We start from the raw sequence: 13,023 nt of genomic DNA, 5'->3' as shown, positions 1-13,023 counted from the left end.
AGATTGTTCTGAAGAACGCTGGACAGCAACAGCTAGCAACCGACGCCTGCTTCTATACCGAATGGGCCGAAAGCGACTTGAACAAGGCGGCTGGCGCTCACCGAGGCAAAGGCCCACCGAGCTGGGCCCGATTTTCCCCTGCCCCCCTTCGGTCACCACAACGTCGGGCTGGAGTGACCTTTTTTTGCTGACCGAATGAAACTCGCGGCAGAACCTTCAGCGACACTTCGTAAATAACGAACCATGGGTGAGGAATAATCGATTTTTCTTCACCGCGATCTCCCCACTAGCATGAACCGTTGGCTCCAGCACACGCCCAGACCGGGAGAACGGCATGCAGCCCCTGCACATCGGCGAACCCTGGATGTGGTTCGCCTTCATCATCTTCGTTCTGGCCATGCTGGCCCTGGACCTGTTTGTCCTCGGCGGACGCAAGGCCCATCGTGTATCGGTACGCGAAGCGTCGTGCTGGGTGATTGCCTGGTCCACGCTGGCGCTGGCCTTCGCGGGATTGCTCTGGTGGTATCTGCAGGGCGAGTTCGGGCCTGAGATCGCCCAACGCAAGACCCTGGAATTCCTTACCGGCTATCTGATCGAGCAATCGCTGTCGATCGACAACATGTTCATCTTCGTGATGATCTTCGGCTACTTTTCCGTGCCCCCGGAGTTGCAGCGCCGGGTGTTGCTGTACGGTGTGCTCGGGGCGATCGTGATGCGCGGGGCGATGATTTTCGCCGGCGTGTGGCTGGTGTCGCAGTTCGCGTGGCTGCTGTATGCGTTCGGCGTGTTCCTGATCATCTCCGGGATCAAGATGCTGCTGTTCGCCCATCGGCAGCCCGACCTCGCCAGGAACCCCCTGTTGCGCTGGATACAGGACCATCTGCGGATCACCAGCGGCTTTCATGACGAGCGTTTTTTCGTCAAGCAGGACGGTCGGCGCTGGGCCACGCCGATGTTCCTGGTGCTGGTGCTGATCGAGGCCAGCGACCTGATGTTCGCGGTCGACAGCATCCCGGCGATCTTCGCCATCACCACCGACCCGTTCATTGTGTTCACCTCGAACATCTTCGCGATCATGGGCCTGCGCGCCCTGTACTTCCTGCTGGCCGACATGGCCGAGCGCTTCCACCTGCTCAAATACGGCCTGGCGATCGTGCTGGTGTTCATCGGCAGCAAGATGACGCTGATGCCCTGGCTGCACATGCCGGTGGAATGGTCGCTGGCCACTGTCGGCGGAATCATTCTGGCTTCGGTGCTGCTGAGCCTGATCACCAGTCGCAACAAATCGCCCGACGAGGACCGGATGCGCATCCTGTAAAGCACCGAACAACAATGCTCGGCCGGACACCACAGAGGGATGTGGCAAGGCCTGACAGCGTCGGCTGATCGCCTTGAAACCTGGCACGCGGTGCCCGTACACCAGGGCTTTCGCCCGGTCCCGAACAATGCCCCCGCGACACCACGATCAGGCCAGCAGGCGCGCCTTGAAGCCCTCCACCCACTCGCGGACCATGGCCGAGTACGGCGCCTGCGGGCTGGCCAGCGCTTTTATCTGCCCCAGGATCTGCTCCTGAAGAAAGCGCAAGCGCCCGGCGATACGCCTGTCGCGTAACCTGCTGTCCCGATCAGGCCCGTCGACAATCGGGATCTCCGGGTCAGGGTCCAGCTCCTGGGCCATCAGCCCCATTTCCACCGTCAGCATTTCCAGGAACTCCAACTGGCGCAGCACGCGTGTGCGCTCCTGCACTAGCCCGAGCCGGTTCAAGCCATAGACATGGATCGATACCGCGCCCCTGAGACTCAGCCCATCGGCCAGGGCCTGTTCGATGACCGATTGCAGTTCCGGCCTGATCCCCGCCACACCGCCAGCCAAGGCCAGGCCACCGCTGTCATGGGCACTGGGTAGCACCAGGCCGATCAGATTGCCGCTATCGACATGAAACCGCAGGTGCTCCTGCGGCTGATCCCGACACGGATCCAGCAGCAACGCCTGTTCAGCGCTAAAGTCCCGGGCCCCCACCGCTGCTCGCTGGCCGAGGATCGGAAAGCTGTCCTGCTTGCCAGTCTGCATCACACTGGAACGACTGAACGCCTTTCCTTCATTGACCAGGCTGACCAGGCTGGCGGAAAGCCTGGGCGTCACCTGCCCGCTACGTCGGTTGCAATGGATACAGCTAGGCAACAGGTTTTCCCAGTCCATGGCGATCCACCAGTAGCCGGGATGGTCCGGCTCCTCGTATACGCGCCCCTTGGGTCGGTAGTGTTCGATATCCACCGGAGCACTGCCATAGTAGAAGCTCTCGCAGTAGGCACATTTGCCATGGAACAACTCATGCAATTGCTTCTTGACGCTGTCTGACCTGTAGACGGCAAAGGCTGGCAATGCCCCCGCTGGCGCATTGAAGTAATCCTGGAGTTTCTGCAGTTCCTTGTTCGCCGGCGATTCGTCTCCCGACATAGCATCGGGAACGGCCACGCTCTCACGACTGACGGCGCGCATGATTCAGAGCCCCTCCAGAATGCCGAGGATGCGCTGCTTGGCCTCGACCCGCAGCTGCCCGAGCTTGTGCGTCGATACCCGCCGCCGATTATCCAGGTACTCGACAACAGCCTCCTGTACCAGCCGTTGGACCTCGGTGGAACCGACCGGCAAGGCAGCGCTGATATTGCGCTCAAGGCTACGCAGCCTTTCCTGCTGTGGCGGCGCCAGCAATTCCCCTCTTCCCCGGGCACCCAGCAGATCCGCCAGGTGAGCCAATTCACGCTCGGTATCTGGCTGGTCAGTGGAGGTCAGGCTGAAAAAGTCCGAGGTGAGCAACTGCTCGACAGTCAGTTGGCTGACCTCCGGCAAGCGGACCAGCTGCTCGACCATCACCGGCCACTGGATATCGGAGCGTTTTTCGCTGGGTACCCGCTGCATGACGATCACCTCACCGTCCTGCATGCCGCGCAGGCACAGCGGATCATGAGTGCTAGCAATAAAGGTGACCTGGGGCAGTGCCTGGCGCAGCGCCCGCATGATCTGGATTTTCCAGCGCGGGTGCAGATGCGCTTCCACTTCGTCGATCAGCACTACCGCCTGGGCCGTTTCCAGGCTTTCGAAATACGGGTTGATACGCCGATTCATCAAGCCCTGGATGATGTCGCAGGCCATCGCCAGTACCGAACGATAACCGGATGAAGCCAGGCTCAGCGGGGTCCGGCACAACAGCTGGTCATCCCCTGCTGCAGTAACGATCAGGCATCGCTGGTTCTGCTCGTCGCGCTCCATGACATCGAACGCACCTTCGATGGACAGGATGCCCCGCAGGGCTTGCACCACAGTGTTGAACTCGTCCGGCTTGAGGCCCAGCAGCCACTTTTCCGGGTTGGACAGCAAGGCTGTCGAGTCGAAAAGATTGATGATCGATTTGCTCGGACTGTAGCGCCGCACCTGCTTCTGATATTGCCGGAATGCGCCGTAAGCGAAGACCGGAGGCACAACGTGTGTGCCGTCGTGCCAGAACATCCCCTCCTCAATGGTCAGATCGCGCTTACTACCATCCTGAAACATCGCGACCACGGACGCTGAGCGGCATCGCGGCGCGCGCTCTACCCCCAGCAGTTCCGGGTCCAGGGGCAACGAGGAAATGTCGATCGGCAATTTGCTACAGGCCTTGTCGCCGCTGAGCACCAGGGCCGTGGCTTCCAGGATGGAGCTTTTACCGGCGGCATTTTCGCCAAGTATCAGCAGGGCCGGTTGAGGTGGCTTCGTACCTGAAATCCGCGTCGATTGTACAGCGGGCATCTGCAGTTCGAGCTGCTCGATGCCCTTGAAATTGTTGAAGCGAATCGATGCCAGTGGCGGGTATTCACGTGGCAAGGGTTTCACCCGTTGCGAAGCCGGGACGAATCGCTGTACCACGGACTCTGCCAACTGGGACTCAAGGTCTCCAAACCAGTCGAAGACATCAGCACTATTGGAGAGTGCTCGCAATGTCTCCTCGATACGCTCAGGAGCCAGTGCTGCCGGCGAGACCCTGGACTTTGCAAGCGCCAGGACGATACGCCGGCACAGCAGGTACCAGCAGCCGCCAAAGTCCAGCGCGGCGAAGTCGAAGAGCATGAACGGCGGGCTTTCGTCCCCCGACCGGAAGAACCAGCTGTCGATCAGTTCGTCAAAATAGCGCTTCAGCTTGATCTTGCGCTGCTTGAGTACCTGCAGACGATTGAGCTTGAAATGCTCGATCGTTACAGCCGCACGCTCGCTCAGCGCATAAAGTTGGCCCGATAGATCGACCGACAGATGGCGGGCCAGGCCGACTTGTTCGCAAGGGTCGAGCAGGAGTTGCTGCTCCTTGAGCGGGTAGTCGCGCCATAGCCCCATGTTCTCCTGGGCATAGGCCTCGATCTGCCGCGCCGAAGGCAAAGGCGAGCGGCTGCCCCGAACAGGAAAGTAGTCCGCTCGCTCGGGCTCGCAGCCCTTGCAGATGGCGTAGAGGTTTTCCCAGGCGCTGCTCAGCCAGACGTAATACAGGTGGGCATCCGGCGTTAGCTTCAATGGGCTGGCCTGCGACCTCGGACGAAATCGATAGATGGCCGTGGGGACCTCCGCCCGCTCGCAGAACGCACATTTGCCGTGAAACAGCCGGCTCAGGCCAAGACGGACGGAGTCTTCATTCAGATCGACAAGCGATTCCGGGACCCGACTCTGTGCCCTCTTGGTCTTGTCAGCCAGGAAATAATCGACCAGTACCTGCCTGTCGGCGTTGGCCTCCCGGCTCTGCAACAGGCTTGGCGGTGGTACGGAACTACGATCGAAGTACTGCATGACTCTCCTCCTTGAGAGACGGGCGGATGCTGTCGCGCCGTCTTGCGAAAGTCGGCAACTCTAATCGGCGTGAGCCAAAAAGTAGAGGCGTTTTTCATCTCCAGCGCCCTCCGCCTCAGAACGCTATATCCATTAAAAAAGGCGCTGGGATTTTCACTCCAGGCGCCTTGCTTCCCGCAACTGAGCTATCCGCCGACAAGCCCCACCAGCCAGGACAGGTCCGCGGCTTCAATCAGCTTGGCATAGGGCCCGACATGGAACGATGTATTGGCGAACAACGTATTGGACCCGGGCGCCCCGCCTGCTAACGTCAGCGCTAGCGACCCCGTAGCCCCCACCACTGACGCTGGACACCGACATGCCGACTCCCGAATCCACCCTGCTGCACAGCTGGCACCACAATGCCCAGGCCTGGATCGACGCCATTCGCGGCGGCGCCATTCAAAGCCGCGTCGAGGTCACCGACCAGGCGATCCTGCTGGCGGTGCTGGGCCGTCAGCCCGAGCGCGTGCTCGACCTGGGGTGCGGCGAAGGCTGGCTGTTGCGCGCCCTGGCGCAACGGGGCATCGAGGCGGTCGGGGTGGATGGCGATGCGGCCCTGGTGGAGGCAGCGCGGGCGGCGGGCTCGGCAACGGTGCATGTGGCCAGCTATGCAGCACTGGCGGAAGCGCAAGTAGACATCGGCCGCGACTACGAGCTGATCTGCGCCAACTTCGCCCTGCTGCACCAGGACATCATCCCGCTGCTGGCCGCCATGCACGCCCTGCTCGCCCCGGGCGGCGCGCTGCTAATCCAGACCCTGCACCCCTGGAGCGCCGCGGCCGGCGACTACCAGGATGGCTGGCGCGAAGAGACCTTCGCCGGCATCAAGGGCCAGTGGCAACCCATGCCCTGGTACTTCCGCACCCTGTCCAGCTGGCTCAACGCCCTGGACATGGCCGGCTTCCAGCTCGCCAGCCTGCAGGAACCGCAACACCCACAAAGCCCGGTGCCACAGTCGTTGCTGTTGGTGGCCGAGCGGCGCGGATAAGCGCTATCCGGCTGACTGACGCGACGTAGCGGTTACAGGCCAGCAGTCAGAGTCGCGAGTGCGGTAAAGGGCCACAACCCTTATCTAGATCGGGAGAACGAACCGGCGCTCGGCTCCCGCCTTGGTGTCTTCTGCGGGCTGCTCCGGCAAGAACCCGCAGCGTTCCACGACCTTGGTCGAGCCGAGATTTTCCGGGTAGACATAAGCCACCAGCTGCGTCAGTTGCCAGCGCGTCCGCGCTTGCTCGATCAGTTGCCGCAGCGCCTGTGTCGCGAGCCCCTGGCCGCAGGCGCTTTGGGCAATCCGATAGCCGACTTCGGCGGAGCGCTGCGCGGTATCGATGTTTTTCAGGTTGGCGCGACCGATGATGTTTCCGCTGCAATCCTCGATCACCAAGGGATACCAGGTGCCGGCCGCGAAAGCGGCCAGATAGCCCTCGATATGCCCGGCGACGCCCTGCAACGAATAAAAGGCCGGGGCGCGCGCCTCGATATGGGATTCGAACCACTCACGGTTCCGGGTTTCGAACGCCAGCAGCGCTTGCGTATCGGTACGGCTCAGCTCGCGCATTTTGAATGGCGGCATACACACCTCTGCTTTTTCTTATGGGTAACTGCAAGGACTTGCCCACCTGTTGGCCGTTCCTGCAGGAACTTCAGGGTACGGGCCAGGTCGATAGCAGCCCCTTCATCGGTCATGACGGGACAGTGAACAAACCCCGGCCGAGCAGCGCTGAAGGCCTGTTTTACGCCAGTGCCGTCGATGATCAACCGAGTCTGCCCCCTGATGCCAACCAAGAGTTTTCTGCCGGGTCTGATCCTGGCGCTCTGCGCAGCCGCGTCGCATTGTTCGGTTGCGGCCGAGCGCAAAGCCTCTCAGCAAAGTAACAACGCCTCAACAACCCTGATTGAATCCGCCTCGCAGCAGTATGCAGATGGCCAGTTGGACCAAGCCGCTGCCACGCTGGAACGGGCCCTGCATATCCAGCCGAACAATCCCGCGACGCTGCATTACCTCGGTGTGTTGCGCCTTCAGCAAGGGCAGTATCAGCAGGCTGAAGCGCTGGCGACGCGCTCCAATATGCGGGTGGGTCACAACGTCGCTCTACGCAATCGCAACCTCCAATTGATCCAGGCGGCGCAGAAGGCCCTGGCGTCGAATAACCCACCCAACGCCGACGAGCGTCTTGTTGCCGTACGGGAAGGCCTGGAAGAAGAGGTTAAAAGGCGCCGTGAAGCAGAAACTGTCGCCGCCGAGCAGCCCACGCCGGACACTGAACGCCACACTGAGCCCCTCACCCGCGAAGCGGCGGAGAACGCACCGAACTGGCCGACGGGTGACAGGCCAAGTCCCGAAGGGCAACTGCGAATGACTTCCGCCGAGCCAACCCCCACGTACGACGAGATTGAAATTCCCCGTGGCCATCGACCGCCTCCGGGTAAATGTCGAATCTGGTTTCCTGATCGCCCGCCGGGGCATCAACCCAAACCCGGCAAATGCAAGAAGCTGCGCGATCGGGTTCCGTCCGGAGCCTATCTGGTGCAGGGTTGAGTTTCCGAGTGCCTGCTTCTGACCGCGCTCTGCCGATCATGCATAACCCACAGGAAAACCGGGATCGCTTCACCCCTCAGCCCTCGCCCCCAAGGCGTCACTTTCAACCGTTTCCAGGGCCAGGGCTTGGAGCAGCACCTGCTGCAGAATGGCAAAGAAACAGCTGATATGAGCCTGCTTCAATGCCTGTGGCCGGGTCACCAGGTAGACCTCCATATCGGGAAGCTGGAGCTGCGGGAACAACTCAATCAAGTTCTGCGCCAGCACCCGCGGCAGTACTGCCACCCCCAGGCCACGCCTCACCGCGTCCAGCTGCAGGGCGAACGAGTTCACGCTGATCTGCGCGCGCTCCAGGCCCGCGGCCTTGGCCGCGCGCACTTGCGGCAACATGTCCAGCGGCGGCAGCAGGCCAATATTGACGGCCGTGGCCGGCGTCACCTGTGGAAACCGCCGCAGATAATCCGCAGCGGCGAAGACCCCGTAGGCAAGCCGGCCCATGGGTCGATAAATCAATGACGGCTCGCCCAGGTGCGCGGTGCGCACCGCAATATCGGCCACGCCGCGCACGATCTTGTGAAAGTCGGCGGCTACCAGCAATTCCACCGTGCAACGTGGGTGAAGCGCGGTGAAGCGACTCGCAGCTTCCAGCACGCACGACGCAAAGCCCTCCCCCGCACTGACCAGGACACTGCCCGACAGCTCGCTGTCCAGCGCGGACAGGCCGGTCACGGTTTGCCGCCTCAAGCCCGCTTCCGCCGCCTGGGCAACCTCCACCAGGGACTGGCCCCGCGAGGTCAACCGGCATCCTTCGACACCACGCTCGACGAGCGGCTCGCCCAGCGCCTCCTCAAGCTGGGTCAACCGACGGGACACGGTAGACGCCGCGATCCCCAGCAACTGGCCCGCTTGCAGAAAGCTGCCACGCCGCGAGACGGCCAACAGCAGGCGAAGATCGTCCCAATTCGCTTCCGACACCATGTTTCATCTGCTCCCTGATTTGCATATATGCAAAGCCATTATGCAGGAGTCGCTGTTTTTCGAGAGGGAGCTCGACGGTATATCTACAGGCCCTGGAAACAACTGGAATGGACTGTATGCCGATTGGCCCCAACGACTACGCGCAACACGCCGCCAATGCCTTCAACCGCCGCGATGTGGAAGCGCTGCTGGTGATGGTGAGCGAAGACTTCACCTACCTCGATGGCATGGGGATACAAGTGGGCCGCGAGGCCATGCGCCAACGAGAAACCGCGCTGTTCGAAGCCTTCCCCGATGCCCATGTGATCTTCAACCCGTTCGCCGTCGGGGCCGATCGTCTGGCGCTGACGGCCATGCTGAGCGGCACCTTTGCAGCGCCCCTGGTGCTGCCGGATCGGGTGCTTGCGCCCCATGGACGCTTTATTGCCGTGCACTACGCCGCACACTTCACCTTCAAGGACGGGTTGGCCATCCATCAAGAGGTGTTCTTCGACAGCGCGGTGTTGATGCCGTCAGCCGAACCGAGTGAGGGCTGAGCCATGCGTCGTGCATTCGTGACCGGCGCCACCGGTCTGCTGGGCAACAACCTGGTGCGTGAATTGCTCGCGCGTGGCTGCGCGGTCAAGGCCCTGGTGCGCTCGAGGGCCAAGGGGGAACAGCAGTTCAAGAACCTGTCGGGCGTGGAACTGGTCGTTGGCGACATGGGCGATGTCGAGGCCTTCGCCGCGGCCCTGCGAGGCTGCGATACGGTGTTTCACACCGCGGCGTTCTTTCGCGACAACTACAAGGGCGGCAGCCACTGGCAGGAACTGGAAAAGATCAATGTCATCGGCACCCGGGAACTGCTCGAGCAGGCCTACCGCGCCGGTATCCGCCGGTTCATCCATACGTCCTCGATTGCCGTGCTCGACGGCGCGCCTGGCAACTCCATCGATGAAACCTGCCTGCGCACCGACGCCAACGCGGATGGCTACTACCGCAGCAAGATCCTCGCCGACCGTGCCGTCCTGGCGTTCCTCGAGGCCCATCCCGAGATGCAGGCCTGCATGGTCCTGCCGGGCTGGATGTGGGGCCCTGGCGACCTGGGCCCGACCTCCTCGGGGCAGTTGGTCAACGATGTCCTGCACGGCAAGTTGCCCGGGCTGATCCCCGGCAGCTTTTCCGTCGTCGATGCCCGCGATGTGGCCTTGGCGCAGATTGCCGCGGCCGGGCACGGGCGCAGCGGTGAACGTTATCTGGCGGCGGGCCGGCATATGACCATGGCCGAACTGGTGCCTGTGCTCGGGCGTATCGCGGGGGTCAAGACCCCTGCTCGCTACGTGCCGCTGCCCCTTCTCTACACCCTGGCGGCGGTGCAGGAGGTCTACGCGCGCCTGACCGGCAGGCCCATCCTGCTGAGCCTGGCCACCTTGCGCCTGTTGGTACGGGAGAAGGACCGCAGCCGTTTCAACCACCACAAGAGCGAACAGGAGCTGGGCCTGAACTTTCGAGCGCTGGAGCTGACGATCACCGACACCGTGGCGTGGTACCGCGACCGCGACTGGTTTGAAACCCAGGGTGCAAGACACGCCCGCGCCATGGCCGAAGACTGACTTGTTGCCGATGGCGTGACCGTCGAGCCCCAAAGCCGTTGGTCTCGCCTTGCATTGACTTCGGGTCCTGTGGTTGTGCGGTTACTCGCCCAGCGTCGAATCCGCCGCCACTGCAAGGACCCGCGCCAGCACCGCCGCGCAACGCCTTCAAGCCCTCGCCAGCGCTGGACCGGTTCTGCTGCTCGGCCATGGCTTCATGAATCGGCTGATCGCCAGGCAACTGGAGGCACAGGGATGGGTTCGCCAGACACCTAACGGCAGCAGCCGCTATTGGAGCGCGACGGTGTATCGGTATGGCGGTGATTAAGCGGTGGCCGGCGGAGCATTCCGGGCGTTCAATCCATGGCTATTTTTTCCCGCAGGTTTCCACATCGTCCTGGCGGGTCAAGGCAGTGTCGATACCCAGCCGGTAGCGGCAGTAATCGATGATCCAGCGCCGCTCCTGCCCGGTGAGGCGCTCGACTCTCCTGATCTCGCCATCGTTGGCGTGCAGGTTGTAGAACTTCATTTGAATCGTCGGATGCTGCTTTATGAACACGATCGTCTCGATATCGCCATCCTCAAGCGCCTGGTAGTAACCGACATAGAACACCGCCAGGAGCGTCAAAGTGGCTGCGATCAACAGTGTTTTCATGAGCGCGGCATCGTTACCAGCAGTGGGGTCTTCATCCTGATGTTCCTGGCCTTTTTCCAGACGGGCGATATAAGCACAAGAGTGCGTGGTCAGGTACATCTCCTTTCGGGCGATTCGCGACATCCTCGACAGCGGCCAGGAGCGCCCGGTCCAGCATCCCAACAGCGGCTGCGCCAATGGCTAATGGAAAACGGCTACCGCATCCTGGACGAGGAAGTGGCGCGGGAAAACCGCTTCAATTACTAAATCAACGTCGCCGATGCGCCGGGCCAATGATCTACAGCGCCAAGGAGCTGTACAGCATGGTTTATGGTGTGGCTGGCGGATGCGAGACGGGATGGGGGCGTTTGCTGAGCGTCGCGATGGGCTGGAATCGGCCAGGATCTGCCCTTCAGATACTTGCGCCGTGACCGTTTCAGGCTGAGTGCTCGTATCAATTCGAGAGAGGAAGTATGCTGCCCCAAAAATATCCGCTGGTCGCTTTATCCTCGCGGTCGGGGTCGAACCTCGAACAGCCAGAGACCATCCGATCTTTTAGCTGGGCTACGCTTGAGAACCGCTTCACGCTGCGACCTACAAACCGCTCGGCAGCCTAGATGTTTGCAGGACGGCCCCAGACAATTAATCTGAGCACAGCACATTCGATGTCAAACATGCCATTTCCGCGAACAATCACGTTACCAAGCCACGGCGGCGCTCATCAGACGATTACGACAAACCGGAGTCTACTTTTTGTTGGCGCCAATGGTTCAGGCAAGACTCGCCTAGGAACCTGGCTTGAAATGGAGTCGCCTGAAAAAACCCACGTGTTTAGGATCTCCGCGCAGAAGTCGCTGGCTATGCCCGATACGGCGACGCCTATGTCTTTTGACCTTGCGGAGCGGAACCTTGTTTTCGGTCATCCAACGGATTCAAACAAATACCACCGATGGCAAAACAAGCCTGCCACGGCTTTCCTGAACGATTACGAGAAACTTATGATCTTTCTATTCTCAGACGAGACGGAGGAGAACGCCAAATACAAGGTCGCTCAGCGGCAGTCATCTACGCGGGTTGAGCCGCCGCTTACTAGGATGGACAAACTGAAGCAGGCATGGGAACGGATCCTTCCACATCGCGAGCTCGTAGTCAGTGGTTTACGCATTCAGACCCAGGTTCGGGGTGACGCGAGCAAAATCTACAACTCTTCTGAAATGAGCGATGGCGAACGCGTCATTTTTTACCTGATCGGGCAGTGTATTGCCGCGCCCAAGGATAGCATCGTCGTCATCGACGAGCCTGAGCTGCACCTGCATAAGTCGGTGCAGACCCCTCTCTGGGCCGAGGTTGAGAAATTGCGTCCCGATTGTCTATTTGTCTATCTGACCCATGATGTGGATTTTACTGTGGCCCAAGAAGGCGCGCAGAGAGTCTGGCTTAAGTCTTTTGACGGAGCATCTTGGGATTGGGAGCTCATCGAAGACAAAGATGACCTTCCGGATGACCTATTGATTGAAGTTCTGGGCAGTCGAAAGCCCGTTGTCTTTGTCGAGGGAGTGAATGGCAGTCACGATGTGTCGCTCTACCGCGAGATACTCGCAGAATTTTTGGTAATTCCTCGCGGTAGTTGCGAACAGGTCATCCAAGCTGTTCGCGCTTTGCGTTCGAACACCCAACTCCACCACCTGCAGGTCTACGGCCTTATCGATCGTGATCGGCGCACGCCGTCTGAAATCGCAGCGCTGCAGACTGACAATATCTTCACGCTGGATGTCGCGGAGGTCGAAAACCTTTTCTGCACAGAGGAGGTTCTAGCTCTTGTCAGCAATCGCTTGGCTCGCGATGTAAAAATCGATTTCAATCAGTCAGTCACACACGTCTTTAAGCAGTTGAAAGCAGAGCTCGACACCCAAGTATCCTTGCGAGTCATCGCAGAAGTGAAGTTCAAGCTCAATTGCTTCGATGCGTCGGCCCGCGGAGTGCCCGGGCTCACGACTGCTTTGCAAAAACTGACCCAGGGAGTTGACATTTCCGCCTTATACGCTCAGTTCAACGTGGAGTTTCAGACTGTAATTGATGTGTCAGACTACCGAGGTTTGCTGCGGCTCTACAACCGCAAGTCTCTTCCGAATCAGATCGGAAATGCACTAGGGCTGAAATCGGGAGAGCTCGTCGAACTCGTGATTCGCCTTGCGCGAACTAACGAGCGTAACGCTGTCGTTGCCGCTATCAAGCCATACCTCGGCACCTTTGCAACCTTTGTGGCCTGAACCATGAGAGATAACACACAGGGTGACCAGCTACCCCAAGCAGAATGACAGCTTCTGACCGATTACTGCCCTTCGCGAATGACCGCTTTTGGGGTGTTCGCGGTCTCTTATTAGGAACCGCGGACATTCAATTGAGGGCGTAATCAAATCCCGCAAGCCCCAGCACCTCCCACTCGCCC

General features: G+C 60.6%; 11 protein-coding genes and 2 pseudogenes. 8 read left to right on the top strand and 5 right to left on the bottom strand.

The genetic code is table 11. The features are described 5' to 3' along the window. The first annotated feature begins 334 nt into the window (after positions 1-334). On the top strand, positions 335-1,318 hold the full coding sequence (locus AC07Y9_RS27950; RefSeq protein WP_102680933.1) for a TerC family protein: 984 nt from the start codon (positions 335-337) through the stop codon (positions 1,316-1,318). 147 nt (positions 1,319-1,465) lie between these two features. On the opposite strand, the gene AC07Y9_RS27945 is transcribed toward AC07Y9_RS27950, so the two are convergent. Next, positions 1,466-2,500 carry an HNH endonuclease family protein gene (locus AC07Y9_RS27945; RefSeq protein ID WP_102680934.1) on the bottom strand — a complete coding sequence of 345 codons (1,035 nt, stop codon included), beginning with the start codon at positions 2,498-2,500 and terminating at the stop codon, positions 1,466-1,468. A 3-nt stretch (positions 2,501-2,503) separates the two neighbouring features. After that, the gene (locus tag AC07Y9_RS27940) at positions 2,504-4,810 is read right to left on the bottom strand and encodes an AAA family ATPase (protein WP_256580990.1); all 2,307 of its coding nucleotides are present in this window, start codon (positions 4,808-4,810) and stop codon (positions 2,504-2,506) included. Between the two features lie 358 nt (positions 4,811-5,168). Here AC07Y9_RS27940 and AC07Y9_RS27935 point away from each other — a divergent pair, with 358 nt between their 5' ends. Beyond that, positions 5,169-5,840, top strand: a complete 672-nt coding sequence (locus AC07Y9_RS27935; protein WP_102680935.1) for a class I SAM-dependent methyltransferase — start codon at positions 5,169-5,171, stop codon at positions 5,838-5,840. An 84-nt stretch (positions 5,841-5,924) separates the two neighbouring features. On the opposite strand, the gene AC07Y9_RS27930 is transcribed toward AC07Y9_RS27935, so the two are convergent. Next, on the bottom strand, positions 5,925-6,425 hold the full coding sequence (locus AC07Y9_RS27930) for a GNAT family N-acetyltransferase (RefSeq protein WP_102680936.1): 501 nt from the start codon (positions 6,423-6,425) through the stop codon (positions 5,925-5,927). A gap of 201 nt (positions 6,426-6,626) precedes the next feature. Here AC07Y9_RS27930 and AC07Y9_RS27925 point away from each other — a divergent pair, with 201 nt between their 5' ends. Then, positions 6,627-7,391, top strand: coding sequence for a tetratricopeptide repeat protein (locus AC07Y9_RS27925; RefSeq protein WP_102680943.1), 765 nt, complete (start codon positions 6,627-6,629; stop codon positions 7,389-7,391). Positions 7,392-7,460: 69 nt separating this feature from the next. On the opposite strand, the gene AC07Y9_RS27920 is transcribed toward AC07Y9_RS27925, so the two are convergent. Then, on the bottom strand, positions 7,461-8,369 hold the full coding sequence (locus tag AC07Y9_RS27920) for a LysR family transcriptional regulator (protein ID WP_102680937.1): 909 nt from the start codon (positions 8,367-8,369) through the stop codon (positions 7,461-7,463). Between the two features lie 116 nt (positions 8,370-8,485). Between AC07Y9_RS27920 and AC07Y9_RS27915 the strand changes: the two genes are divergently transcribed. The 3 genes and pseudogenes from AC07Y9_RS27915 to AC07Y9_RS27905 form a co-directional block, all read left to right on the top strand. Beyond that, complete coding sequence (locus tag AC07Y9_RS27915; RefSeq protein ID WP_102680938.1) at positions 8,486-8,905, top strand: ester cyclase; 420 nt, start codon at positions 8,486-8,488, stop codon at positions 8,903-8,905. A 3-nt stretch (positions 8,906-8,908) separates the two neighbouring features. Next, positions 8,909-9,961, top strand: coding sequence for an SDR family oxidoreductase (locus AC07Y9_RS27910; protein ID WP_102680939.1), 1,053 nt, complete (start codon positions 8,909-8,911; stop codon positions 9,959-9,961). Between the two features lie 58 nt (positions 9,962-10,019). Continuing rightward, positions 10,020-10,268 (top strand): annotated as a pseudogene (locus AC07Y9_RS27905) (histidine phosphatase family protein); the annotation flags it as partial. 39 nt (positions 10,269-10,307) lie between these two features. On the opposite strand, the gene AC07Y9_RS27900 reads toward AC07Y9_RS27905, so the two are convergent. Further along, the gene (locus AC07Y9_RS27900; protein WP_102680944.1) at positions 10,308-10,595 is read right to left on the bottom strand and encodes a hypothetical protein; all 288 of its coding nucleotides are present in this window, start codon (positions 10,593-10,595) and stop codon (positions 10,308-10,310) included. Positions 10,596-10,707: 112 nt separating this feature from the next. Here AC07Y9_RS27900 and AC07Y9_RS27895 point away from each other — a divergent pair. After that, positions 10,708-10,838: pseudogene (locus tag AC07Y9_RS27895) on the top strand (tRNA (adenine-N(1))-methyltransferase); the annotation flags it as partial. A gap of 539 nt (positions 10,839-11,377) precedes the next feature. Continuing rightward, positions 11,378-12,844, top strand: coding sequence for a DUF4435 domain-containing protein (locus tag AC07Y9_RS27890; RefSeq protein WP_256580991.1), 1,467 nt, complete (start codon positions 11,378-11,380; stop codon positions 12,842-12,844). The last annotated feature ends 179 nt before the right edge of the window (positions 12,845-13,023 follow it).

Source organism: Pseudomonas sp. GW456-L12, from assembly GCF_059424045.1.
Note: the sequence above shows the minus strand (reverse complement) of the source record. Positions and strands in the feature narration are given on the sequence as shown.

Coding starts and splice junctions, on each gene's coding strand:
- AC07Y9_RS27930 (WP_102680936.1), bottom strand. CDS start 6,425: ATGCCGCCATTCAAAATGCGCGAGCTGAGCCGTACCGATACGCAAGCG.
- AC07Y9_RS27920 (WP_102680937.1), bottom strand. CDS start 8,369: ATGGTGTCGGAAGCGAATTGGGACGATCTTCGCCTGCTGTTGGCCGTC.
- AC07Y9_RS27950 (WP_102680933.1), top strand. CDS start 335: ATGCAGCCCCTGCACATCGGCGAACCCTGGATGTGGTTCGCCTTCATC.
- AC07Y9_RS27910 (WP_102680939.1), top strand. CDS start 8,909: ATGCGTCGTGCATTCGTGACCGGCGCCACCGGTCTGCTGGGCAACAAC.
- AC07Y9_RS27945 (WP_102680934.1), bottom strand. CDS start 2,500: ATGCGCGCCGTCAGTCGTGAGAGCGTGGCCGTTCCCGATGCTATGTCG.
- AC07Y9_RS27925 (WP_102680943.1), top strand. CDS start 6,627: ATGCCAACCAAGAGTTTTCTGCCGGGTCTGATCCTGGCGCTCTGCGCA.
- AC07Y9_RS27935 (WP_102680935.1), top strand. CDS start 5,169: ATGCCGACTCCCGAATCCACCCTGCTGCACAGCTGGCACCACAATGCC.
- AC07Y9_RS27915 (WP_102680938.1), top strand. CDS start 8,486: ATGCCGATTGGCCCCAACGACTACGCGCAACACGCCGCCAATGCCTTC.
- AC07Y9_RS27940 (WP_256580990.1), bottom strand. CDS start 4,810: ATGCAGTACTTCGATCGTAGTTCCGTACCACCGCCAAGCCTGTTGCAG.
- AC07Y9_RS27900 (WP_102680944.1), bottom strand. CDS start 10,595: ATGAAAACACTGTTGATCGCAGCCACTTTGACGCTCCTGGCGGTGTTC.
- AC07Y9_RS27890 (WP_256580991.1), top strand. CDS start 11,378: ATGGAGTCGCCTGAAAAAACCCACGTGTTTAGGATCTCCGCGCAGAAG.